Genomic DNA, 23,024 nt, shown 5'->3' on the forward strand with positions numbered 1-23,024 from the left:
TCGCAGTGACAGCGCAGATACTTTAAAAGTTTGAATAGAACATCTCTAAAACTACCACAATCGCATTGTTACTCAAGGCTTCCAGTTCTGCCTGTTCAATATCCCAAAGCGCCAGGCCGTCTCTTGCATGCATTAATCGTCCTTCAATTTCAAATGCACCATCAATAACCAGGCAAAAAAACTTATTCTGTTTGCTTTGCATTTTGTAAATGGCTTCCGTTCTGCCTGCAAAAATTCCTGCACTTAGTTTAAAAGGTAATTTTAGGTGTGAAACAATTTCAATAAGCTGGTTTTTCTGCTGTTCGAAGTCGAAATTAAACAGCATGTCATTTGCCCGCAGTAAAAACAAATCTGTACTTATTCCAATCTGGATATAGCTGATTGTATCATTTGGATAGGGGTTGCTGATTTCTAAAACTTCGCCTTTACCTAAATTAAGCACTTGTACCTGTCCGGTATCAACAGAATATTCTTTGCCACCCTGAATAATGTCAAGTCCGCCGGTTATGGGGAAGAAAATCTGATATGAATCTTGTTTTGAAAGAAAGAAGGTAAGTTTTCCGCCAGCTATCGATTCATCATTACATAAGAATAAATCACCAAACGGGCTTTTGTGTTCATTATAATATTTTTCGAAATTGAAGGTGCTATATCTTCTTAAAACAGCCGTTTCAATCAACCCACGTTGGTCTGCTAAATATATTTTTCCCGGCGATTCCATTATCCGATAGTTTTAACTGAATGAATACTTAAAAATGGCTGTAGCTGAAACAGATTGGTGAAAACTTCTTCTTCCTGATTTTCTTTAAACTGTGAAACCAAGAGATGGCTTCCAATGGTATCGTGCCAAACCAAAGGTTTTGAGAAAAAGTTCAGCGCAATTTTATGTTTTTCAATGGTGTTGATGTCTGAATTGATCAGTTCAAATTTAAAATTGTCAAAGCTTAAAAAACGTCGTCCAAGATTGTCTAAAATATCTGGTATAACATTTTTAAGCTGCTGAAGGTAACCAATTATGGCTCCACCAACCAGAAAATGCAGTTTTTCTGCACCCTGAACATTTAACATCAACTCTGCGAAAGAATTATATTTCTGCTCCTGATTGTAAAACTGCGCTTGCATTTTAAATTCGGCAAAGCTATCTTCATGTACAAACTTATCCCACGGATTGGTATTTGTACTATCGATTATTTTCCGGTAACAGAGTGTAATGATTTTTTCGGCCATGGCATAAAATTAAAAAAGACGTTAAGAAATCCTAACGCCTTTTAAAAATAAAACAATAACGGGACGTTACGCTTTTACATTTAATTTGAAAGTCAGTTCGAATCCTGCAGCAAGTGTTCCGGTTACGGTTGCAATCTGAACGCCTGTGGTATCATCGCTGAATACGTTATCGGCATTATTATAAGTATAGCCTGTCATCCCTTTAGCATAACCATTTACTAAAGCTAATGATGTGCCTGAGCCTTCGGGAAATGCAATTTGTGTTACATTTAGTGAAGTGCCGGCTGAATTGTATACATGTACGTGAATATGTGTGGCACGACCACTATACCAGCCCGGAAAAATAGAAGTAAAGGTTACCAGGCCATTTGAATCGGTAGTTTGCCTGCCCCTTAAAAAATGTACCGACTGGTAATTTGTACTTTGCATGCTTGTTCCGCCATATTCAGAATAATTTCCTTCAGCATCGCAGTGCCATATATCTACTATTGCTCCGGCCAGTGCCGCACAGCTGTTGTTTATATTGCCAATGGTAATTTTTGCAGTCATTTTATAACCTGTTCTTCCATCGGTTATGTCGCTTCGAACATACGATGCTGGAACTTTAGTTGGGAAGGGCCCTTCGGTTTCAGTAGGGGCAACCGTACAGGTTCCATTAGTACTGGCAGTAGTTCCTGCACTTCCTGATCCCGATGTGGTAGTTGTTCCATCGGTAATGCTGCTTTTTTTGCAGGCTTCGATAATTACGGGAGTTGAGATTGCTCCAATCATTAAACTCCTGATAAAATTTTTTCTTTCCATAGTCAGACCTGTTTTGCTTCGTTGATATAAAAGTATCCAAAGCCTTAAATGGTAACGACTATGTGACGATATACAAGAGATTTGTATCGTTAAATGTTAAAATTACCCCCGATTTTGAGCAAATCCCCTACTGAATTTGAAATGAATAATTACATGTTAAAGATTGAGGAACAGTTTTTGAGCTAATCGGATTTCTTTTTATAAAAGAATAAAATTAGCTTTGCCGCAATTAATGAGACACCTGGTTACCATATCACTTGTATTTTTTAGCTTAACACATTTGGCCAAGGCCGAACGTGTTGAAGGCCTAAGAATATTAAATGAATATTGTAATGAGCACAAAATCAGTACTAACGTAACAGATAGAAGTGCTGTACAGCTAAATGATTACGATAATCCTTACTTATTATCGAACAACAGTCTTGCACTTATCGGAACCCAGGCACCCGTTAAAGTTTCTAAATATGTAAGCACAAATCAGGTTATTACCGATTTAACCATAAGGAAACAGCCAAGGAATAACAGCCCCTAACACGCATTTCTACATAAATCTTTTTTAAGATTTTATGCCTCAATTATACCAATAACTGCCAAACTGACTTAAGGAAGACAGTGGCTTAGTTGTTGTAACACACCATTTTTTAATAAAGTAAATACCAATAAATATAATGTTAGGATTTTTAGCGAAGATTTTCGGAAGTAAATCGGAAAGAGATATAAAGAGCATCCAGCCACTGGTTGTTAAAATAAATGAAGAGTACGCAAAGTTATCTTCAATAAGTAATGATGAATTACGGGCAAAAACAATAGAATTTAAAGAGCGTATTTCAGTTTTTTTAGCTGATATTGATGGCAAAATTTCGACCCTTAAGGCTGATGCTGAAGGCGAAGATGTAGATCTTCACCAAAAAACAGCACTTTATGATCAGGTTGATGCCTTAAGCAAAGACCGTGATGCGGAATTAGAAAAAGTGCTTTTGGAAATCCTTCCTGAAGCCTTTGCAGTGGTGAAAGAAACCTCTCGCCGTTTAAGTGAAAACGATTACCTTGAAGTTACAGCTACCCAGTTCGACAGGGATTATGCTGCAAGAAAAAGCAATGTTAAAATTGTAGGCGATAAAGCACAATGGGCTAACCGTTGGGATGCTGCCGGAACTGAAGTGGTATGGAACATGGTTCACTACGATGTACAGTTAATTGGTGGTATAGTTTTACACAGCGGTAAAATTGCGGAGATGGCTACCGGTGAAGGTAAAACCCTTGTGAGTACATTGCCAGCTTATTTAAACGCACTTGCCGGACAAGGTGTTCACGTAGTTACGGTGAATGATTACCTTGCCCGTCGTGATAGTGAATGGAATGGTCCTTTATTTGAGTTCCACGGAATAAGCGTTGATTGTATAGACAAACATGAGCCTAATTCGGAAGAAAGAAGAAAAGCTTATGCTGCGGATATCACTTACGGAACAAATAACGAATTTGGTTTTGATTACCTGCGTGACAATATGTCGCAAACGCCTGATCAGCTGGTACAGCGTAAACTGCACTTCGCAATGGTAGATGAGGTCGATTCAGTTTTAATTGATGATGCCCGTACACCATTAATTATATCAGGACCGATTCCACGTGGTGATGAACACGAATTCTATGAGTTGAAACCACGTATCGAGCGTTTGGTTAATGCACAAAAAGCATATGTAACTACAGCTTTAAACGAAGCCAAAAAATTAATTAATGCCGGAAATACCGGTACCGAAGAAGGTGAAGGTGGTTTAGCATTATTGCGTGCTTACCGTGGTTTACCTAAAAATAAAGCTTTAATTAAATTCTTAAGCGAAAGCGGTGTACGTACTTTATTGTTAAAAACAGAAAATTACTACATGGCCGATCAGTCTAAGAATATGCCTAAAGTAGATTCTGAATTGTATTTCTACATTGATGAGAAAAATAACCAGGTAGAATTAACGGAAAAAGGTATTGAGTTAATTACCAAATCGGGTGAAGACCCTAACTTTTTTATCTTACCTGATGTAGGTACAGAAATCGCTGAGCTGGAGAAATCTGATTTACCTTTAGATGAAAAGGTGGTTACGAAAGATGCTTTAATGCGTGATTACTCTGTAAAAGCAGAGCGTATTCACTCGGTTAACCAATTGTTAAAGGCTTATACTTTATTCGAAATTGATGTTGAATACATTATCGATGAAGGCAAGATTAAAATTGTAGATGAGCAAACCGGTCGTATTATGGATGGCCGCCGTTACTCAGATGGTTTACACCAGGCAATCGAGGCAAAGGAAAATGTGAAGGTTGAAGACGCAACGCAAACTTATGCTACCGTAACCTTGCAAAACTATTTCCGTATGTACCACAAACTTTGCGGTATGACGGGTACAGCAACTACAGAAGCAGGTGAGTTCTGGTCGATTTATAAATTAGATGTTGTTGAAATCCCGACGAACAGAAGTATTTCACGTCAGGACCAGCAGGATTATGTTTACCGCACCGTTCGCGAAAAATACAATGCAGTTGCAGATGAAATCGTAAAATTAACGGAAGCTGGCCGCCCGGTATTGGTAGGTACAACATCTGTTGAGATTTCGGAATTATTAAGCCGTATGCTTAAGCTTCGCGGAATTAAACACAATGTATTAAACGCAAAAATGCACCAGAAAGAGGCCGATATCGTTGCCGAAGCTGGTCAGGCTGGTACCGTTACCATCGCTACCAACATGGCTGGTCGTGGTACGGATATTAAATTAGGCCCGGGTGTTAAAGATGCTGGTGGTTTAGCGATTGTTGGTACCGAGCGCCATGAATCGCGTCGTGTAGACAGGCAGTTACGTGGTCGTGCAGGGCGTCAGGGCGATCCGGGTTCATCTCAGTTCTTCGTTTCATTGGAAGATAACCTAATGCGTTTATTCGGTTCTGAAAGAATCTCGAGCATTATGGTTCGTATGGGTATTGAAGATGGAGAGGTAATTCAGCACTCGATGATTACAAAATCAATTGAGCGTGCGCAGAAAAAAGTAGAAGAAAATAACTTTGGTATCCGTAAACGTTTATTGGAGTATGATGATGTGATGAACTCACAGCGTACTGTAATTTATGCAAAACGTAAAAATGCCTTGTTTGGCGAACGTTTGGATGTGGACATGAACAACATGGTTTTCGATGTTGCCGAAGATATTGTAAACGAATACAAACAGGAAGCAAATTACGATGGTTTCAAACTTGAGGTAATTAAAAACTTCTCGTTAGATACACAAATTACGGAGAAAGAGTTTGCTTCATCAAGTGCTGTACAGCTTACTGAAAAACTTTTTGAAGAAGCTGAGGCTTTCTATGCACGTAAATCAGATTCGATAATTCAACAATCATTACCGGTTTTAACACAGGTTTACGAAGAACGTGGTCAGCATATCGAACAGATTGTTGTTCCTTTTACGGATGGTATCCGTGGTATTCAGGTTGCTGTTGATTTGAAAAAAGCGATCGAAAATAAAGGTAAAGAAGTTGTACGTTCGTTCGAAAAAACAATTGTACTTGCTTTAATTGATGATAGCTGGAAAGAGCATTTACGCGAAATGGACGATTTAAAACAATCGGTTCAGAATGCAGTTTATGAGCAAAAAGACCCATTGGTAATTTATAAAATGGAGGCTTTCAGCTTATTTAAAAACATGCTTAATGCGGTAAATAAAGAAGTGGTAAGTTTCTTATATAAAGGTGGTATTCCGGTTCAGCAAGATGCTGATGAAGTAAGAGAAGCACCTGCGCCAAAAAAACAACCTAAGTTACAAACAACCAAACAAGAGTTTGGCCGTGAAGAACCTGGGATAGAATTTGGTGATACCCGCGAAGCTGTTCCACAACAGCCAATCCGCAAGGAAGCTACCGTTGGACGCAATGAGCCATGCCCTTGCGGAAGTGGTAAAAAATACAAAAATTGCCATGGGGCGAATTTGTAAATGAATTAAATCCATAAAAAAAAGCCTTTCTGACTAACTCAGAAAGGCCTTTTTTAGTATAACCATTGAATTTAAATAATTCGTTATTACGAGACACGAAACAATAGTTTTTAGATTGCTTCGTGTCTTTATTAATTCTGATAAACATTTAATAGCAGCGAATCTCTGCTGATGGCTGTAAAAATCCCCAAGCCGTTTTTAATATTTGTAGGCGGATTAGTTAAGTTTAATGAGCTGGTCGAACTGCTGTTAACAATGTTATTGTATTCTGCATTAATATGGCATAGATAAACATCATAAAATCCTGAGAATTGAAATGTCATTCTTTGTGTTTTAAATGAGGATACCTGACCGAGATATTCCTCAATATCCTCGTAACCGTTTCTGCGGCCAAATCCGCTCCCTATACGATTTGGCGTACTACTCTGGTTTTTAAAAATCATCATATAATATCCCTTTTCAGCATTGTTCCAGGTAAAATTAACGGCATTGAATGTGGTCGTACTCGAGTCGGGATCAGGACTTGGAACAGCCTGCTCCAAAGATGAAGCCGCGAAGGAAACAGGTTTGGAAGGCACCACAGTTTCACCAGAAATTGTCTGGCCATTATAGGTAAAGCTGAAAGAACAGGTATTTCCAGCGATGATCAGATCGGACTCCGTACTGGTATAAACCCCGGCTGCTGATTCTTTCAAAGTAATGGTTTTGCTCCCGTTATTGAATGATACACTTAAACCAGATATGGCCGCTCCATAGCTTGTCGTATCTAATAAACCTTTTTGCTGATATACTTTTAAGGTAACCACCTTACCGTTCGTGAGGTATGATTCAATTACCGGTCTATCAGCAATAGAGCTATCTCCGCCATCTTTTTTACAGGCAAGGTAACCTATTGCGGTTAAGAGTATGATGCAGGTTTTTTTGAGTAAATTTTTTATTTCCATTTTAAGCTTAGCGTAATGTTCGGTGTAAAACCCAGATAATTTACATTCGTTGTAATTACCTGGTTGTTATAGATTGTATATTCTTTATACCAAACGTTGGTTCGGTTATAAACATTAAACAGTGAAAAACTAATGCTTCCTGTTTTCCTGTTATCAATCTTAATTAAATCGAGTGTGGCAGCAAGGTCTAATCGATGGTAGGCGGGCATTCTTTCCGTGTTTTTACCACTAATGGTTAAATAGGTTTTACTGTTTCCGCTGGCATTATCGATAGTATAACTCGCAATAGGAGCAGTATAAGGCTTGCCGGTGGCGAAAATCCATGTCGCAGAGAAAGTCCAGTTTCCTAATTTGTACATGTTAACCGATTTAAATTCATTTCTAGCATCTTGGTTTGCTGAATAATAATTTACACCATAATCGTCAAACTGGTTGCGGGCAATTGCCATTGTATAACTCAGCCAACCAGTATATTTACCGGCTTTCTTTTGTGCCAGAAACTCAACCCCCGAAGTATAGCCGTGCCCGTTATAAAAGTGTTCTTCCAATGTTGACGACATCCTGTTACCCGATAATCGTTGCGAATATTCAGTTAAACCATTAAGGGTTTTATAATAACCTTCTACATCGAAAAGGTATTTATCTGTTTCATAACTGAAACCCGCAATGTAATGATTTGCACTACCAACCGGAATACTGCTTCCATTGGCAAGAACCCAAAAATCCCGGCTTCCCGATAAGATGTCTTCTCGTACAACACGGTTAATAAACTGATAGAATTTACCCGTTGCAGCTTTTAGTGTAAATCTGTCGGTTAAGGTATAAGTACCGGAAAACCTAGGCTCGAAATATGTTTTTCCGGTTGGCGAATAATAAGTTTCCCTTACACCTCCTTTGAACTGTAGTTTTTCCCAGGGACTAAATTCTCCTTCAGCGTATACGGCAAGTGTTTTAGCATCTTTCGATTGGTCGATTAAAGTACTGGTGTCGTTCTGGCTGTATTTATAAATTACATTTTGCGCCGAACCATAACCACCAAATAAAAACTTAACCTTATTACTAACCTGATACTCCCAGTCTGATTTTATACTCCAGTCCTTTAATCGGTTCCGTTCTATCGTTCCGGTACTTACTGATGTTTCTGTACCATCGGTATTGGTAACCCCAACGGTATTGGTTCTGTCTCTGTCGCTGTGGTAGCTGGAATAACTTACCAATGTATTTGAATAAACTTCATCGTTCCATCTCCTCGACCACTTCATGCTCGAACCCAGGTTGCCGTAGGTTGTTTTATCGGTAATAGATGGACTGATTGCTGAACTGCTTGTGGTTAAAAATGAAGGGATGCTTATGGTCCGGCTGTTATCTAGGTCATCATCACCCTGATAAATACTCCAGGCCAGCAAATCCTTCTTCCCTAAATTGAGTGTATATTTCGCATTCAAATCATAAAAATATGAGGTCGGTGTAGTCGAAGCCTGTCCGCCACCACCAAAGCCACCGCCGCCTCCCGGCCCGGCAGTAACCGTACTCGTTTTATTGAACTGACTAAAAATCTTATTGTATAAAGGGCCCTGGTATGATTTTCTGAGCGCAAGCAAAAAGGAACCATTCTTTTTTACAGGTGTTTCCAGGTAAACATTGGCTGATAATAAACTGATGTCGCCACCAACATTCCAGTCTTTCTTTGTTCCCTCTTTTCCTATTATTTCCGTAACACTTGATAAACGTCCGCCATATTTGGCAGAAAACCCGCCTTTAAATAATTGTACGTCTTTTACCGCATTGCTGTTGAAAGCACTGAAAAATCCATATAAATGATCGACCTGATAAACGGTGAAACCATCAAATAATACCAGGTTCTGGTCGGGCGTTCCACCACGTACATATGCTCCTGATGACGATTCATTACTTGCACTTACACCTGGCATAAGCTGGAAAGAACGTAAGATATCTTTTTCGCCAAGGTTGGGTAGTTCTGCTAATTTGGCCGGAGAAATCTGAAGGACACTAACCTTGCGCTTATCAGTACTCATTATACCATCATTCTTTTTACCTTTAATACTTACTTCCTCCAGGTTATTTCTGGCAACACTTAAAGCAATAGATAATACCTGGTTTGGCTTAACCGCATTTAAGGCAAGCCTGTCAGAAAGATAACCAACATACGACGTGGAAAGTACGCAGGTATCGGCAGGCACATCTATCAAAGTGAAAAAACCGTCAGCATTAGTGGTTGCTCTTAATGCAGTATTTTCAATACTTACAACTGCACCGGGTAATGATTCGCCACTCAGCTGATCGATTACTTTTCCGCTTAGTTTAAAGTGCTGAGCTGTAATTTTTCCACCTCCTTTTCTTATCGTATCCGTTCTTTCCTCAGTAATCATCCTGATGCTTTGATTGTTTGTCGATTGGGCTATCCGCTGAGCCCTTTGCAAGGCACGTACTTCTTCAGGTGTTCTTACCACGTATATGGTTCCATCGGGTTCTACCCAGTAATGCAGCTCTGCAGATTTACACAATATCTTTAGCGCAAGGTTTAGTGGGGTATCATCAAACCTTTCTGAAATTAATTTGTGTTCGGCCAGCTCCCTGTCGAAAACAATTTTTAGCTGATGCTTCTTCACCAGCGAATCTAAAACGGCATCCAGGGTTGTTGTATAAAATCCGTTAACGGTTACTTTACTTAGAAGTTTTTGCTGAGCATGAGAAGTATGAATAGTAACGAAAGCAACTAGCAGGACAATAAGTATCTTTTTTATCATAATTGGCGATAAATTTAATCTCCTTAATGCTGTGGATTTTAAAATATCGATGGATCGGCTTTTTGTGTCGACAGTTTTTTATTGTATGGTCTGATGAGTGAATAAGTCTTAACTATTGCTCGTTTTTTTTGTAAAAAATCTTTTAATGAATGCATAAAGGCAATAATTTGCACAACCCATAAAGAATGCCGAATTTTGCAGAAAGTCCGGCATTCTTGTTTAAAAACATTTTTACCGCTAGCGATGTCATAACATCATGAAAATATTTTACATAATAATCTTATTTCTGTTTACCTGCACTGTTTCTTTTGCCCAAAAAGGAGAGGTAACAGTTATAAAAGATCCTTTAATAGATAGTTTAATCGCGAAACGGATTGAGGTTTACAGAACCGGAGGAGATGTTACGCTAAAACCAAATAAACCCGTTGTTTCCGATTATGGTTACCGCGTGCAGGTTTTTTATGGTTCCGACCGGCGTGAAATGTTTAACCAGCAGGCTCGTTTTAAAAGCAGTTATCCTAAAATAAACACTTATATCGTTTATAAGGAACCAAATTATTATTTACGCGTTGGCGATTTCAGAACACGATTGGAAGCCCAGCGTTTAATGAGCGAACTAAGAGCAACTTTTCCAACGTTGTTTATCTTCAGGGAAAAAATCAATGCACCAACTTTAGAAACTACAGATGATCAAGAATAAAATTAAAGAACTGGCCGAAAATATTTTTAACGATGTTGTAGGGTACCGTCGTCATATACACGCTAATCCAGAATTATCGTTTAAAGAATTTGAAACCTCATTGTACATTAAGGATAAGCTTACAAAATGGGGAATAGAATATACCGATTGTGCCAATACAGGTGTTGTTGGATTAATAAAAGGAAACTTACCATCCGACAATGTAATTGCCTTAAGGGCTGATATGGATGCGTTGCCAATTCATGAAGCAAACGATAAACCCTATCGTTCAAAAAATCAAGGCGTAATGCATGCCTGTGGTCATGATGTACATACTTCATCGCTTTTAGGTACGGCCTTTATTCTTAACCAGCTGAAAGATGAGTTTGGTGGTACCATTAAACTGATTTTCCAGCCAGCAGAAGAATTACTTCCGGGCGGAGCAAGCATTATGATTAAAGAGGGTGTGCTTGAAAATCCTAAGCCGCAGTCAATTGTGGGTCAGCATGTAATGCCATTAATTGATGCCGGTAAAGTAGGTTTTCGTTCGGGGATTTACATGGCTTCGACAGATGAACTTTATGTAACCGTAACCGGAAAAGGCGGCCATGGCGCACAGCCACATCAAAATATCGATCCGGTTTTAATCGCTTCGCATATGATTATCGCACTACAACAAATCGTTAGCCGTAATGCCGATCCGCGTTTACCCTCTGTTTTATCATTTGGAAAAGTAATCGCCAATGGCGCAACCAATATTATTCCTAACGAAGTTAAGATTGAAGGAACCTTCAGAACTTTAGATGAAGACTGGAGAGATGAGGCGCATAAGCGCATGAAGAAAATGGCTGAAGGTATTGCCGAGAGCATGGGCGGAAGCTGCGATTTTGATATTCACCGCGGTTATCCTTTCTTAATTAATGAGGAAAAGCTAACAGCCAATGCCAGAGGTTTTGCTGAGGACTTCTTAGGTAAGGAAAATGTTGTCGATTTAGATATCTGGATGGCTGCCGAAGATTTTTCTTTCTACTCACAGGTAACAGATGCTTGTTTTTATCGTTTAGGAACAGGGAATGCTGCAAAGGATACCAGCTATTCAGTACATACCCCGAGATTTGATATCGATGAAGATGCCCTTAAATTATCGACCGGTTTAATGGCTTACATCGCTGTTAAACAGCTGGGTAATTAAAAAAATGTAAAATGTAAGAAGTAAGATGTTTGATGGATGGGCGGAGAGAAGTTATCAATTTCTTTATACATACAAACACATCATCCATTTCACATCTTCCATTCTACCCTCCTAAAAAGGCATCATTTTTGACTACAAAGAGTTGCATGAAAAAAATACTTCTTTTAATAACCTTATCATTATTCTATTTTAAAGGATTTAGTCAGGTTATCGACAGGTTTAATCCGGATACAGTTAAAACAATTACTTTAGATTCTACTGTTAATATTAAGGCCGAACGTTTAAATGTTGAAACCTTTATCAAAGCGGTAATGAACGATACAAGTTTTTATCAGGCATTCCGCGATATGAAACGTTATAGTTTTATTGCTGAAAACAGGATTTACAGCTATGACAAAAAGAACAAGGTTGATGGCAGAATTTACCGCAAAATAAAACATAATAACAGTGGCCCATATAAAATGGAATACCTTGTTAAAGAGGACGAAGGAAAAATGTACAAGAAAAACGGCAAATATCAGCTATATACGGTCGAAATGTTCGATTACATTTTTATGAATGCCTATAATACAGATTTCGTTGCCAACGCACCATCAGGCGATGGCAAAGGTGGTTCGAACGAAAGCTACAAGAACAAACTCAAAACCTTAATATTTAATCCGGGCCGGCCGGTTAAAGTGCCTTTTATTGGTAGTAAAACCGAAATATTTTCGGCTAATATGCGCCAATATTATGATTATGCTTTTACCAGCGGCACCTATCTCGATTCCATTCCGGTTTATCGTTTCAAGGTTTCCGTTAAACCCGATTTAAGCAGCTGGACCAAAGACGGCTTAATGATTAAGGATTTGGTAACCATTTTTGATAAAAGGAATTTCAATATTCTTGGGCGTTATGTAGATATGAAATACAGCAATATGCTTTTCGATTTTGATGTTCAGATGAATATTGAAATGGGCTACTTTGGTGATGATAAACTACCTACAAAAATTACCTATCAGGGTAACTGGGATTATCCCTTTAAAAAGGAAGAACGGGCAAGTTTCTTAATTCTTCACAAAGATTACAAGCTGGAAAAGGGTAAATAGTAAGGGCTGCCGGAAAAAAAGATTTACTATCTTTAACCTTTAAAAACAGCCAATAAAATGCAGTTCACCTTTTCGCCCAAATTTAAATCTTTACTTCTTATAATAGCGCTTGCTGTTGCTACAGCTCAAGCGCAGGTTTTAACTTCTAAGCAAATTGATAGCGTAGTAGAGAAAACGCTCAGCACTTTTAATGTACCGGGAATTGCGGTTTCGGTAATTAAGGATGGTAAAATTGTACATCTTAAAGGTTACGGTGTCCGTTCGATAAAAACCAATAAAAAAGTTGATGAAAACACCCTATTCGGTGTAGCCTCTAATACCAAAGCATTCACTGCGGCTGCTTTAGGTATGCTGGTTGATGAAAAGAAGATAACCTGGGATACTAAAGTGACCGATGTTATTCCTGAGTTTAAGATGTACGATGCATACGTAACCTCAGAATTTACTATCCGTGATTTATTAACCCATAGAAGTGGCTTAGGATTGGGAGCGGGCGATTTAATGATCTGGCCGGATTCATCAACAGTGGATAAAAAACAGCTTATCCATAATCTGCGCTACTTAAAACCTGTATCATCTTTCCGTACCAAATACGATTACGATAACCTGATGTATATTGTCGCAGGTGATGTAGTGGCCAGGGTTTCGGGAATCCCTTACGAAGACTTTATCGAAACCCGGTTTTTCAAACCACTTGGAATGACAAAAACCGCTGCTTCATGGTACAGGCTTAAAGATAAATCGAATGTTATTGATGGCCATGCACCTTATGAAGGAAAGTTGCTTCCTGTAGGTTTAAGTTTTGGCGAAGTGGCAAATGCCGCGGGCGGGATTTATTCGAGCGTTACCGACATGAGTAAATGGGTTACTGCAATGATTAACGGTGGTAAGTTTGGAGAGAACCTGGAAAATAAATTATTCAGTCCGGCGGTGCACAGAGAACTGTGGACACCACAAACCATTATCGCCGGTGGCAATCCTGCAAGTTTTAGCAGCTATGGTTTAGGCTGGTTTTTAAGCAATGTAAACGGTAACTTCCAGGCTACACATACTGGTGGCTTATCCGGTATTGTTACTCAGGTTACCATTTTGCCCGATTTAAAGCTAGGGATAATTGTATTGACAAATCAGCAATCGGGCGCTGCATTTAATGCCATAACCAATTCAATTAAAGATGGCTACCTCGGCATTAAAGGGCAAGACAGAATTAAAACATATAATGATAGCAGGCTGAAAAATGAAAAACAAGCCGCTGAAATGGTGTCAAAAGTATGGGCCGATATTGAAGCCCAACAAAAGGCTTCAACGGTAAAACCCGAACAAAAAAATTACTTCGGAACTTTTAACGATGCCTGGTTTGGCGATGTTACCATAAGCGAAGTTAACGGGAAAATGCACTTTCAGGCTAAAAATGCACCAAAACTTAAAGGAGATATGACCTTTTACAAAGGCAATACGTTTATAGTTAAATGGTACGACAGAAGTTTGGATGCCGATGCTTTTGTAAACTTTACACTTGATAACAATGCTTCGGCCGATGGCTTTAAAATGAGTGCCATTTCGCCCTTAACCGATTTTAGTTTTGACTTCCAGGATTTAGATTTTAAAAAAACCATAAAAAAATAATACGATGAGAACCACATTAAAAATCACCTTATTCTTTTCAGTTTGCATACTATTTTTAACATCAATGACCTTTAAACCGAAACGGATTATCTTTTTTGGCGATTCAATTACACAACAAGGTGTATCCGCCAACGGCTATGTTACCCTAATTAAAAAAGCGCTCGATTCAACCAAATATACGGTTATGGGTGCTGGTATTGGTGGTAACAAAGTGTATGATTTATACCTCCGCCTGGAAGATGATGTGTTGAATAAAAAACCTGACCTGGTTGTAATATATGTTGGTATAAATGATGTGTGGCACAAACAATCATCGCACACCGGTACCGATTACGATAAATACCTGAAGTTTTATCAGGCATTAATTAACAAAATTCAGGGTGCAGGGAGTAAGGTTGTTTTGGTAACACCATCAGTTGTTGGCGAGAAAAAAGACGGTACAAATGAACTCGATGCTGATTTAAATAAATATGCCGAAGGTATCCGCCAGCTGGCCGCTAAAAATAATTTACCGGTTTGCGATTTAAGAAAGGTATTTGCCGATTACGAGGCAAAAAACAACCCTGAAGACAAGGAAAAAGGAATTTTAACCGTCGATAGGGTACACTTGAACGAAACAGGTAATAAGCTTGTGGCCGACCAGTTGCTGCCATTGGTAAAATAGATTTTCAAATCACCAAGTTCTCAAAGCACACAAAGAAATTTTCGTTGTGTGCTTTGCATTTTTTCTCTGTTATCTTTGTAGTTAATCAGCCCATTCGTAATTGCGAGTTGAAGAAAAGAGTTGTTTTGAGGTGTGACGCAGTCTTTTCTATATAACAGTAAATAAATAACAAATACAAAAAAGATTGCTTCGTTTTGCCTCCTCGCAAGAACGGACAATAGTAAATATGATAAACCGCGAAACTATAGATAAGATAATGGATACCGCCCGCATTGAGGAGGTAGTAGGGGATTTTGTGCACTTAAAAAAACGCGGAACCAGTTTAATTGGCAATTGTCCTTTTCATGGCGAAAAGACACCTTCTTTTCACGTATCGGTAACCAAAGGGATTTATAAATGCTTTGGTTGTGGCAAGGGTGGCGATTCTGTCCGTTTCATAATGGATCATGAAAAGTACAGTTATCCTGAAGCACTTAAATTTTTAGCAAATAAATATAATATTGAGGTTGAGGAAACCGAACTCTCTCCTCAGGATACCGAGGCACAAAATGCTAAAGAAAGTTTATATGTAGTTTCTCAGTTTGCTTCAGCTTTTTTTGTTAAGCAATTATGGGAAACCGATGAAGGCCGTGGCATTGGTCTCAGTTACTTCAAAGAGCGTGGCTTCAGGGAAGATATTTTAAAGAAATTTGAGGTGGGTTATTCCCCTGATGTTTGGGATGCAATGACGCAAAGTTCCATTCATGCCGGGCATAAGCTTGAATTTCTGGAGCAAACAGGTTTATCGATAAAAAATGATAACGGAAAAATATACGATCGTTTCCGCGGTCGTGTAATGTTTCCTATTCATAACTTTACCGGTAGGATTATTGGTTTTGGTGGCCGTACGCTCAAAACTGATAAAAACGTACCCAAGTATGTAAACTCACCCGAAAGCGATATTTACCATAAATCGAATGTGCTTTATGGTTTGTTTCATGCAAAAAAGGCTATACGCGATTTAGATAACTGTTACCTGGCCGAAGGCTATGCAGATGTTTTATCCGTTCACCAGGCCGGAATTGAAAATGTGGTGGCTTCTTCGGGTACTTCATTAACCGTAGAACAGATTAAACTTATTGGGCGCTTTACGCAAAATATAACTATTCTTTTTGATGGTGATGCTGCGGGGATAAAAGCTTCCCTTCGTGGTTTGGATATGATTCTCGAGGAGGGGCTGAATGTTAAAATCGTTTCTTTCCCAGATGGGCACGATCCTGATTCTTACATGCACCATGTTGGTGCAGGCGCTTTTAAAACCTATGTTGAAGAGAATCGTAAGGATTTTATTCTCTACAAAGCCAATGTATTGCTTAAAGAAGCAGGCAACGACCCAATAAAAAGAGCCGGAATTATCCGCGATATTGTAGAAAGTATTGCCAAAATTCCCGACCCGATTAAAGCTTCGGTCTTTATTCGCGAAAGCAGTAGTATTCTCGAAATTGAAGAAAGAATTCTCCTTACCGAACTGAATAAGATGCGTTCGGCGAAGAGCAAAAAAGCTTTTGAAAGCAATCAGCGGCCAAATAATAGTGCTGCAAACCCTTATTTCTCTGGCCCGCCTGAGCCGCTTGGTCCTCCTGATGATTTATGGGATGATACAGCGACACCTTCTGCACAGAAAACAGAAAATGATGAGCACCAGGAAAAGGAAATTGTCAGGTTATTATTGGCTTACGGGCATGAATTTGTAAACTGGGATAACATAGATGATATGGTTATTGGCTCTTTTGTTATGCAGAACCTTGCTGATGTGGAGTTTGAAAATCCCTTGTGTAAAAGAATCATCGATTATTATAAATCGGAAATTGATAACGGCCGATTGCCAACGGCAAATCACTTTATTAAACACGAAGACCGCGATATTGCTGATTTAGCCATTACCTTATCAACCTCAGAATATGCTTTGAGCGAAAACTGGCTGAATAAACACCTGATTTACGTTAAAGATGAAAGCATGAATTTAAAAGCAACCATCTTAGGCGGCATATTTCATTTAAAAAAACGTAAAGTCGATCGTATTCTAACTAATCTGCTCAAGGAAATAAAAGAAGAAAAGGATAGTGATAACCAGATGATCCTGATGCAACGTTATGGCGTAATTAAAGGTGTAGAAAGAGAAATTTCAAAATTCTTAGGTTCTGTTATTGTTAAATAAATACACCAGGCATTCGAATTCGTTTGCCAGATTTAAAATTAAGATGGTATATTCAGTCATTCATTAATTCAATCCTTAAAAAAATGGCAAGCCACAATGATTTGGGGAGAGAAGGGGAAAGGGTTGCAAAAGCATACCTCGAAGAAAAAGGATATGAAATTCTTGATGAAAACTGGGTTTACGGAAAGTCTGAGATTGACCTGATTGCCTATAAAAAAAGCATCATGGTTTTCGTGGAGGTAAAAGCTCGAACATCAGTCGCTTTTGGCCAGCCTGAAGAATTTGTACAAAAAGCGAAGCAGAAACAAATGGATATGGCTTCGTTGAAATATATTGAACTAATGAATCACCAGCACGATATCCGTTTTGATATTATTGCAATAACATTTAATAAAGATAATACTTACACTTTAAACCACATTGAAGATGCTTTTTGGCCTGAAGATCAATCATTATAAAATTCTGTTTTTTATTGCTGTTGCCATCAATTTTGCCAGCTCATGTAAAGATGACCCCTCAGCAGCCTACAGTACCTTCATTGCTCCATCTGCTGGTGCAGGAATTGCTTTAGGTAAAGAAATTGAGGTTAAAATTGATTTCGCAAAAGGGGAAAAAATCGATTCAGTAGTTTATTTACTTGATTCGGCCAAAGTGATGCTGGCTAAAGATACGCTAGGCGTTAAGATTAAAACGCAGGGCCTTAAACTTGGCAACCATCTGTTAACAGCAAAGGTTTATAATGGTGATATGTCAAATGATATCACAGCAAATGTTATTTTTTTGGCATCTAAATCGCCAGACTTATATACCTACAAGGTGATTGCAAAATTGCCTCATGATACGACTGCTTATGTAGAGGGTTTGGAATATCATGATGGTTTTTTCTATGAAGGCACTGGTGAAAAAGGAAAGTCCGATTTGCGCAAAGTTAATATTCAAACCGGTAAAGTGCTGCAAAGGGCAAAGCTCGATACTGCTTATTTTGGTGAAGGGATAACAGTAGTGGATAATAAGATTTTGCAACTAACCTGGCAGGAAAAAACAGCGCTGGTTTTCGATAAGGATAGTTTCAAACTGCTTAAAAAGCTGCCATATCCGAGAGATGGCTGGGGAATGACTTTCGATGGCCAGAAAATATATGCTTCAGATGGCTCGAATACCATTTATTTTCTCGATAAAAACACTTACCAGACAATTGGCTCAATAGATGTTTTTGATGACAAGGCTTCTCGAGATAATATCAATGAACTGGAATACATTGATGGTAAGATTTATGCAAATGTTTATACAACTAACAATATCATCATCATCAATTCCGAAACCGGTGCTATAGAAGGAAAAATTGATTTGTCGGGTTTACTGCCAGCCGATTATTATAAAACCGATTGGGATAAAAGTAATAATGTGCTGAACGGAATCGCTTATGATAAAGTAGGAAAGAGACTTTTTGTTGCAGGCAAGAAATGGCCTTACATCTACGAGATAAAAGTTTTAAAAAAATAATATAGGACATTGTTTTAAGCAATATCCTACGTTATTCTTAAATCTTAATTTGAAGCCTATTTTTGTTTTGCTTCTGCTAAAACGCCATTAAAGTTTATCGGCTGTTTATTATTGCTGTTCACCATTAATGTTGAATAGCCATTTTCAGATATGTTTAAAACCAGCTGATAGTTCTCTGTTTTTAGATCTTTGGTTCGGATATTTATGGTATATGTCCCTTTTTTATTTTTCGATTCAGTATAAGAAAAATCTTTCGATTTAAATTTTATACCACCTTCTGAAGGGTTGTACGGTGCAGAAAAGGATCTGCCATAATAGGGCAAATAAGCAACTACACTATCAGCTGTAACTCGAAGGTCGTATTGTGAACCTGAAAGGTTGATCATTCCGCCACCTTGTGAACCTGGCATATTTCTCAAAACCTGGCTAACCTCCTGATTAGCCATTGGAATTGCTGTATTAGCGGAGAAAACGTAATTTTTATCGGCAACTATTTTAGCTGTAGTGGCTTTATCTGTTTGTGCGAATGTTTGAGCAATTGTCGTGAAAAACAAAATACCCAATAATTTTAAATTTTTCATTTGTGTGTTTTTGAATGTATAACAACTTAATGATGTTTAAGATTTAGTATTTCCATAAACTAAATTGATTTTTCCAAACAAACTATATAAAGATAACTAAATAAAGCCATTAAAAAAGCGGCACCAAAACCTGGTGCCGCCTAACCCTAAATCAACAAAATACTAAATTATACAGTAACTGAAAGTGTGCTGCCCGAAACATTAGGCGTGTAAACTCTTAATGCCGATGTTGAACCACCATCATTTGGTTGAGCTAAGATGGCGCCTGCGGCCGTATATCTTGAAGCATGCAAAGAACATTGAATGTAATTGCTGGCCTGAATCCAGTTCAGCGCACCACCCTGATGCGGGCAGGCTGCCTGCGTGGCTGCAAAAGAGCTTGCTGCATTGCCTGTAGCTGTACGGATGAATAAAATGCCGTTCACCGTTAATGATGAGCCAACAGTTAATAGCTGGCTGTTTAAGTCAACACTGGCCGTTGTACCCGGTGTGGGGCCGCCACCACCTGGGTTATTGGGTTGTGGGTCGCTGCCTTTACTTCCGCAGCCAGAAAGGCATGAACCTGTGCATACTAATGCAATCCCTAGTCCTAATGACTTTATAAAATCGTTACGTTCCATAGTTTTTAGTTTTAGTAAATTTTAGATTGGATATCTTTATTTTTTGATTTAAAAAGTGTGAAGTTTCTTGAAATGGTGAATCCAAAACGAACACCCCCATGTTTCCATGATTTATGTGTATTGGCTATGAAGCTGTTTTCTGAGATGTATTCGGAATTCATGAAATTAAGAGAGAAAACGTGTCCGCCGGTTTCTATTTCGAGGCCTACACCAAGCGGATTGTAATATTGAGGAGATAAATCTGTAGGTCGGTTTAGGCCATTAATTAACGTGTAATCAGCAATAAACGATAAGCGTTTGGTTAATTTAAATCGTCCTGCAAAACCAATACTGAATAAATTTTCAGGATCGCGGAGGTCAGTAACATTTTTCCTGAATAGTACCGAAGGTGCTACCTGAAGTGATAGCCTTTGCGAAAATCTCCTCGAAAAGATAGGTTGCAAAAAGTAACTGAAGCGGTTGGCATAATCTGCAAATTCTGTTGTGGTAAAAGGAGCTCTGGTAATCCAGCCCATTTGGCCCAATACAGTTATATTTAATGGGATATTACCATTTTTGCCGCCACCTTGCTCTATCAGCTTATATTTTAAATAGCCGTTAAATAATTCATCATGCTTACTCCGGCCAATACTTACGGTTAATTTATCGGTAATTCCATAATCGAACCCGATGAATAAATCAGTCGCAACATCTAATCCGTACAAGGTGTGTGCGCCACCAAATTCACCACCAATATCACCAAAGTGATGTCTTATTCTTAAATCCAGGTCATGTTTTTTCTCCGTTTCGGTAGATTGAGACAGCACAATATGTGTTGACTTAAAGGTTGGCGTTACCGAATGGATTTTTGCTGTATCTGTCATCGATTTCATTAAAGAATCTGCCGATGATTGCGCATGTAAGCTGCCAGTTATCATAACAGCTAGTGTAAACAGGGTAGTTATTTTTATCATATGTTTAGTTTTTAGGGTTTAGGTTTCCACTGATTTTCACATTGATCACTTTGGCAATTTTTGCAAATACTAGTGTTGGTATTTCGATATTGTGATCAGTACAGGCAACATCAAAGCTGGTATAAATTGAAACCAAACCATTTTTGATGGTGATTTTACCAGGAATGGTTCGTGCTTTACTCACACCGTGAACCGTTAGTGTTCCTTTTGCGTTGACAGTATATTCACCATCTTTCGCCCAGTTAATATTGTTTTCCAGTGTGCCTTTAAATGTTGCAGTAGGATATTTGTCGCTCTCCATGTAGTTTTCGTTAAAATGTTCCTGCATCAGTTTCTTTTCGAATTCGAAACTTTTTATGGGCAACTGAAAGGCGACTTCGCCTGTTTTGGAAATAATTACCGCATTGGTTTTATTGCTCTGGGCTTTAATGTCTTCAACTGGCGTAGATGAAAACAGGTTGGCCTTTACATCACTGGCAACATAATTTTGCGCATGTAAGGAAAATGGATTGGAGAAAATTGCTGTAAATGCCAGCAAACAGATGATTTGTTTCAGCTTATTCATGATAATGATCTTTGTTAGTTTCAGCTATTCCCATTCCTCCGTTTTACTGTTCTGATCAGTTCGTTCTGGCTGGACAAAGCTGGTTTCTTTTGAAATCATAGTCATTACGGCAGCTAAAGCGTTTGGGTTGCTTAACCACCAGAAAAAAGATCACAAAAAAAACCGCTTCATAAATAAATATGAAGCGGTTTAAAATATTCCTCAGTGAGGATTATTTAATTACTGCGCTGCCACAGGATTTGCATAATTATCAAACTGTTTTACCGTGAAACCTGATTTGGTTAAACCTGGAATAAAAGCCTCGGTTTTACCAACGACTACAACACGGGTATTGTCGTGGTTGAAATATTTTTTAGCAACACGTAAAATATCATCAGTTGTTACTGCATTTAATTTCTGAAGGTAAGTACGGTAGAAATCCTTTGGTAGATTGTTAATTAAAATGCTACTGGCAAAACCAGCTGTACGCGCAGGGTTTTCCAAGCCTAATGCAAACGATCCGTTATAAAGATTTTTGGCATTTTGTAATTCCTCTGCCGAAACCTTAACGGTGCGGATAATGTTTATTTCCCTCAAAAACTCTACGACGGCGCTGTCTACTTTCTCATTTCTAACAGCAGCTGTTGCCGAAAATTTAGATTGGAAACGTCCTGAACCTGTACTTGCATAAGCACCATAGGTGAAGCCATGTTTCTCACGTAAGTTCATGAATAACCTCGATTCTGCACCACCACCTAAAATCTGGTTTGCCAATAATACCGCGAAGTAATCAGGGCTGCTTAGTGGTAAATCGATAAGGTTGGTAACGGTAATTTCCGATTGAACAGCATTACCTACGTTAACTACATCTACTTCCGTTTTAGCAGGATTGCTAACCTTGGTTAATACAGGTAAAGTTAATACACTTCCTTTCCAGTCGCCGAAGGCTTTTTCTGCAAGTGCCTTTGCAGCTTCTGGTTTAATATCACCAACAAAGGTTAAGTAACCTCTTGATGGTGTTACATATTTTTTATAGGCTGCCTTAACATCATCCAGTGTAAGTTCATTAATCGAAGCCTCGGTAGAAAACTCACCGCTTGGATGGTCTTTGCCGTACGATAATGCATTAACTACACGGGCAGATATGGCTTTTGCACTTTTTTCATTCGATTTTAAACCGGTAATGGTTTGCGATTTAAGCTTTTCGAAAGAAGCAGCAGGAAAGGCTGGCTGGCGGATACTTTCGGCCATTAAAGCAAAAGCCTGACTGAAATAACGCGTTAGAGCAGATACCGAACCGCCATAAGCACCGGCACTAACATTTGCACCCAGCTGATCTACAGCTTCATCAAATTGTGCCTTAGTTTTGGTTGTTGTGCCTTCGTTTAACATACTTCCCATTAAATTCACCACACCTGCTTTGGCGCCCTCGGTAATAGGCCCTGCATCAATGCTGTAACTTGCCGATACTTTTGGAAGTTTATGGTTTTCTACAACCAGTACAGTAATGCCGTTTGAAAGTTTGTAAATAACCGGATCGCCAATGGTAATTACTGGAGCAGGCCCCGGTTTTGGCTTGTGGCTACGATCTATAGTTTGTGCTGAAATACCTTGAGCCAGTAAGGAAACTGCAGCTATTATGAATAATTTTTTCATGTCTTTAAAA

At 38.7% G+C, this 23,024-nt stretch carries 20 protein-coding genes; 10 read left to right on the forward strand and 10 right to left on the reverse strand.

The annotated features are described in order from the left end of the window. Positions 1-22: 22 nt before the first annotated feature. The 3 genes from R2R71_RS17640 to R2R71_RS17650 all read right to left on the reverse strand — a co-directional run bounded on the left by R2R71_RS17640 (position 23) and on the right by R2R71_RS17650 (position 2,028). Positions 23-721 carry a hypothetical protein gene (locus R2R71_RS17640; RefSeq protein WP_316832592.1) on the reverse strand — a complete coding sequence of 233 codons (699 nt, stop codon included), beginning with the start codon at positions 719-721 and terminating at the stop codon, positions 23-25. Then, the gene (locus tag R2R71_RS17645; protein WP_316832593.1) at positions 721-1,227 is read right to left on the reverse strand and encodes a hypothetical protein; all 507 of its coding nucleotides are present in this window, start codon (positions 1,225-1,227) and stop codon (positions 721-723) included. The genes R2R71_RS17640 and R2R71_RS17645 overlap by 1 nt, the downstream gene beginning before the upstream one ends. Before the next feature lie 66 nt (positions 1,228-1,293). Beyond that, the gene (locus R2R71_RS17650; protein ID WP_316832594.1) at positions 1,294-2,028 is read right to left on the reverse strand and encodes an intradiol ring-cleavage dioxygenase; all 735 of its coding nucleotides are present in this window, start codon (positions 2,026-2,028) and stop codon (positions 1,294-1,296) included. A 232-nt stretch (positions 2,029-2,260) separates the two neighbouring features. Here R2R71_RS17650 and R2R71_RS17655 point away from each other — a divergent pair, with 232 nt between their 5' ends. Both R2R71_RS17655 and secA read left to right on the forward strand, forming a co-directional pair. Then, positions 2,261-2,560, forward strand: coding sequence for a hypothetical protein (locus tag R2R71_RS17655; protein ID WP_316832595.1), 300 nt, complete (start codon positions 2,261-2,263; stop codon positions 2,558-2,560). A gap of 136 nt (positions 2,561-2,696) precedes the next feature. Next, positions 2,697-5,999, forward strand: a complete 3,303-nt coding sequence (secA, locus tag R2R71_RS17660) for a preprotein translocase subunit SecA (RefSeq protein ID WP_316832596.1) — start codon at positions 2,697-2,699, stop codon at positions 5,997-5,999. Positions 6,000-6,130: 131 nt separating this feature from the next. Here the strand turns inward: secA and R2R71_RS17665 are convergent, their stop codons facing one another. Continuing rightward, entirely contained in the window at positions 6,131-6,943 is an 813-nt protein-coding gene (locus tag R2R71_RS17665) for a DUF4249 family protein (RefSeq protein ID WP_316832597.1), read from the reverse strand. Beyond that, positions 6,934-9,711 (reverse strand): TonB-dependent receptor, encoded by a 2,778-nt coding sequence (locus tag R2R71_RS17670; RefSeq protein ID WP_316832598.1) that lies wholly within the window; start codon positions 9,709-9,711, stop codon positions 6,934-6,936. Before R2R71_RS17670 ends, R2R71_RS17665 begins: the two co-directional genes overlap by 10 nt. Before the next feature lie 256 nt (positions 9,712-9,967). Here R2R71_RS17670 and R2R71_RS17675 point away from each other — a divergent pair, with 256 nt between their 5' ends. From R2R71_RS17675 to R2R71_RS17710, 8 genes are all read left to right on the forward strand, one after another. After that, complete coding sequence (locus R2R71_RS17675; protein WP_316832599.1) at positions 9,968-10,411, forward strand: SPOR domain-containing protein; 444 nt, start codon at positions 9,968-9,970, stop codon at positions 10,409-10,411. Further along, the gene (locus R2R71_RS17680; RefSeq protein ID WP_316832600.1) at positions 10,398-11,582 is read left to right on the forward strand and encodes a M20 family metallopeptidase; all 1,185 of its coding nucleotides are present in this window, start codon (positions 10,398-10,400) and stop codon (positions 11,580-11,582) included. Before R2R71_RS17675 ends, R2R71_RS17680 begins: the two co-directional genes overlap by 14 nt. Before the next feature lie 146 nt (positions 11,583-11,728). Continuing rightward, complete coding sequence (locus tag R2R71_RS17685) at positions 11,729-12,670, forward strand: hypothetical protein (protein ID WP_316832601.1); 942 nt, start codon at positions 11,729-11,731, stop codon at positions 12,668-12,670. 57 nt (positions 12,671-12,727) lie between these two features. Beyond that, a complete protein-coding gene (locus R2R71_RS17690; protein ID WP_316832602.1) occupies positions 12,728-14,296 on the forward strand; it encodes a serine hydrolase in 1,569 nt (522 codons plus the stop codon). 4 nt (positions 14,297-14,300) lie between these two features. Beyond that, complete coding sequence (locus tag R2R71_RS17695; RefSeq protein ID WP_316832603.1) at positions 14,301-14,960, forward strand: SGNH/GDSL hydrolase family protein; 660 nt, start codon at positions 14,301-14,303, stop codon at positions 14,958-14,960. Between the two features lie 226 nt (positions 14,961-15,186). Continuing rightward, the gene (dnaG, locus tag R2R71_RS17700; RefSeq protein ID WP_316832604.1) at positions 15,187-17,157 is read left to right on the forward strand and encodes a DNA primase; all 1,971 of its coding nucleotides are present in this window, start codon (positions 15,187-15,189) and stop codon (positions 17,155-17,157) included. Positions 17,158-17,240: 83 nt separating this feature from the next. After that, a complete protein-coding gene (locus tag R2R71_RS17705) occupies positions 17,241-17,615 on the forward strand; it encodes a YraN family protein (RefSeq protein ID WP_316832605.1) in 375 nt (124 codons plus the stop codon). Continuing rightward, on the forward strand, positions 17,584-18,660 hold the full coding sequence (locus R2R71_RS17710) for a glutaminyl-peptide cyclotransferase (protein ID WP_316832606.1): 1,077 nt from the start codon (positions 17,584-17,586) through the stop codon (positions 18,658-18,660). The genes R2R71_RS17705 and R2R71_RS17710 overlap by 32 nt, the downstream gene beginning before the upstream one ends. A gap of 56 nt (positions 18,661-18,716) precedes the next feature. On the opposite strand, the gene R2R71_RS17715 is transcribed toward R2R71_RS17710, so the two are convergent. The 5 genes from R2R71_RS17715 to R2R71_RS17735 all read right to left on the reverse strand — a co-directional run bounded on the left by R2R71_RS17715 (position 18,717) and on the right by R2R71_RS17735 (position 23,014). Then, positions 18,717-19,241, reverse strand: a complete 525-nt coding sequence (locus tag R2R71_RS17715) for a DUF4251 domain-containing protein (protein WP_316832607.1) — start codon at positions 19,239-19,241, stop codon at positions 18,717-18,719. A 167-nt stretch (positions 19,242-19,408) separates the two neighbouring features. Next, positions 19,409-19,861: a ubiquinol-cytochrome c reductase iron-sulfur subunit gene (locus tag R2R71_RS17720; RefSeq protein ID WP_316832608.1), complete on the reverse strand. Its 453-nt coding sequence runs from the start codon at positions 19,859-19,861 to the stop codon at positions 19,409-19,411. Positions 19,862-19,872: 11 nt separating this feature from the next. Continuing rightward, a complete protein-coding gene (locus tag R2R71_RS17725) occupies positions 19,873-20,814 on the reverse strand; it encodes a DUF5777 family beta-barrel protein (protein ID WP_316832609.1) in 942 nt (313 codons plus the stop codon). Positions 20,815-20,818: 4 nt separating this feature from the next. Continuing rightward, positions 20,819-21,379, reverse strand: coding sequence for a YceI family protein (locus R2R71_RS17730; RefSeq protein ID WP_316832610.1), 561 nt, complete (start codon positions 21,377-21,379; stop codon positions 20,819-20,821). A 219-nt stretch (positions 21,380-21,598) separates the two neighbouring features. Beyond that, on the reverse strand, positions 21,599-23,014 hold the full coding sequence (locus tag R2R71_RS17735; protein WP_316832611.1) for a pitrilysin family protein: 1,416 nt from the start codon (positions 23,012-23,014) through the stop codon (positions 21,599-21,601). Between the last annotated feature and the right edge of the window lie 10 nt (positions 23,015-23,024).

Source organism: Pedobacter aquatilis (genome assembly GCF_032678405.1).
Lineage (GTDB): Bacteria > Bacteroidota > Bacteroidia > Sphingobacteriales > Sphingobacteriaceae > Pedobacter > Pedobacter aquatilis_A.

What these genes read in the sequence shown, in the direction of transcription:
- R2R71_RS17655 (WP_316832595.1), top strand. Translation starts at nt 2,261, where the DNA reads ATGAGACACCTGGTTACCATATCACTTGTATTTTTTAGCTTAACACAT.
- dnaG (WP_316832604.1), top strand. Translation starts at nt 15,187, where the DNA reads ATGATAAACCGCGAAACTATAGATAAGATAATGGATACCGCCCGCATT.
- R2R71_RS17720 (WP_316832608.1), bottom strand. Translation starts at nt 19,861, where the DNA reads ATGGAACGTAACGATTTTATAAAGTCATTAGGACTAGGGATTGCATTA.
- secA (WP_316832596.1), top strand. Translation starts at nt 2,697, where the DNA reads ATGTTAGGATTTTTAGCGAAGATTTTCGGAAGTAAATCGGAAAGAGAT.
- R2R71_RS17640 (WP_316832592.1), bottom strand. Translation starts at nt 721, where the DNA reads ATGGAATCGCCGGGAAAAATATATTTAGCAGACCAACGTGGGTTGATT.
- R2R71_RS17715 (WP_316832607.1), bottom strand. Translation starts at nt 19,241, where the DNA reads ATGAAAAATTTAAAATTATTGGGTATTTTGTTTTTCACGACAATTGCT.
- R2R71_RS17725 (WP_316832609.1), bottom strand. Translation starts at nt 20,814, where the DNA reads ATGATAAAAATAACTACCCTGTTTACACTAGCTGTTATGATAACTGGC.
- R2R71_RS17675 (WP_316832599.1), top strand. Translation starts at nt 9,968, where the DNA reads ATGAAAATATTTTACATAATAATCTTATTTCTGTTTACCTGCACTGTT.
- R2R71_RS17650 (WP_316832594.1), bottom strand. Translation starts at nt 2,028, where the DNA reads ATGGAAAGAAAAAATTTTATCAGGAGTTTAATGATTGGAGCAATCTCA.
- R2R71_RS17690 (WP_316832602.1), top strand. Translation starts at nt 12,728, where the DNA reads ATGCAGTTCACCTTTTCGCCCAAATTTAAATCTTTACTTCTTATAATA.
- R2R71_RS17730 (WP_316832610.1), bottom strand. Translation starts at nt 21,379, where the DNA reads ATGAATAAGCTGAAACAAATCATCTGTTTGCTGGCATTTACAGCAATT.
- R2R71_RS17665 (WP_316832597.1), bottom strand. Translation starts at nt 6,943, where the DNA reads ATGGAAATAAAAAATTTACTCAAAAAAACCTGCATCATACTCTTAACC.
- R2R71_RS17670 (WP_316832598.1), bottom strand. Translation starts at nt 9,711, where the DNA reads ATGATAAAAAAGATACTTATTGTCCTGCTAGTTGCTTTCGTTACTATT.
- R2R71_RS17645 (WP_316832593.1), bottom strand. Translation starts at nt 1,227, where the DNA reads ATGGCCGAAAAAATCATTACACTCTGTTACCGGAAAATAATCGATAGT.
- R2R71_RS17705 (WP_316832605.1), top strand. Translation starts at nt 17,241, where the DNA reads ATGGCAAGCCACAATGATTTGGGGAGAGAAGGGGAAAGGGTTGCAAAA.
- R2R71_RS17710 (WP_316832606.1), top strand. Translation starts at nt 17,584, where the DNA reads ATGCTTTTTGGCCTGAAGATCAATCATTATAAAATTCTGTTTTTTATT.
- R2R71_RS17685 (WP_316832601.1), top strand. Translation starts at nt 11,729, where the DNA reads ATGAAAAAAATACTTCTTTTAATAACCTTATCATTATTCTATTTTAAA.
- R2R71_RS17735 (WP_316832611.1), bottom strand. Translation starts at nt 23,014, where the DNA reads ATGAAAAAATTATTCATAATAGCTGCAGTTTCCTTACTGGCTCAAGGT.
- R2R71_RS17695 (WP_316832603.1), top strand. Translation starts at nt 14,301, where the DNA reads ATGAGAACCACATTAAAAATCACCTTATTCTTTTCAGTTTGCATACTA.
- R2R71_RS17680 (WP_316832600.1), top strand. Translation starts at nt 10,398, where the DNA reads ATGATCAAGAATAAAATTAAAGAACTGGCCGAAAATATTTTTAACGAT.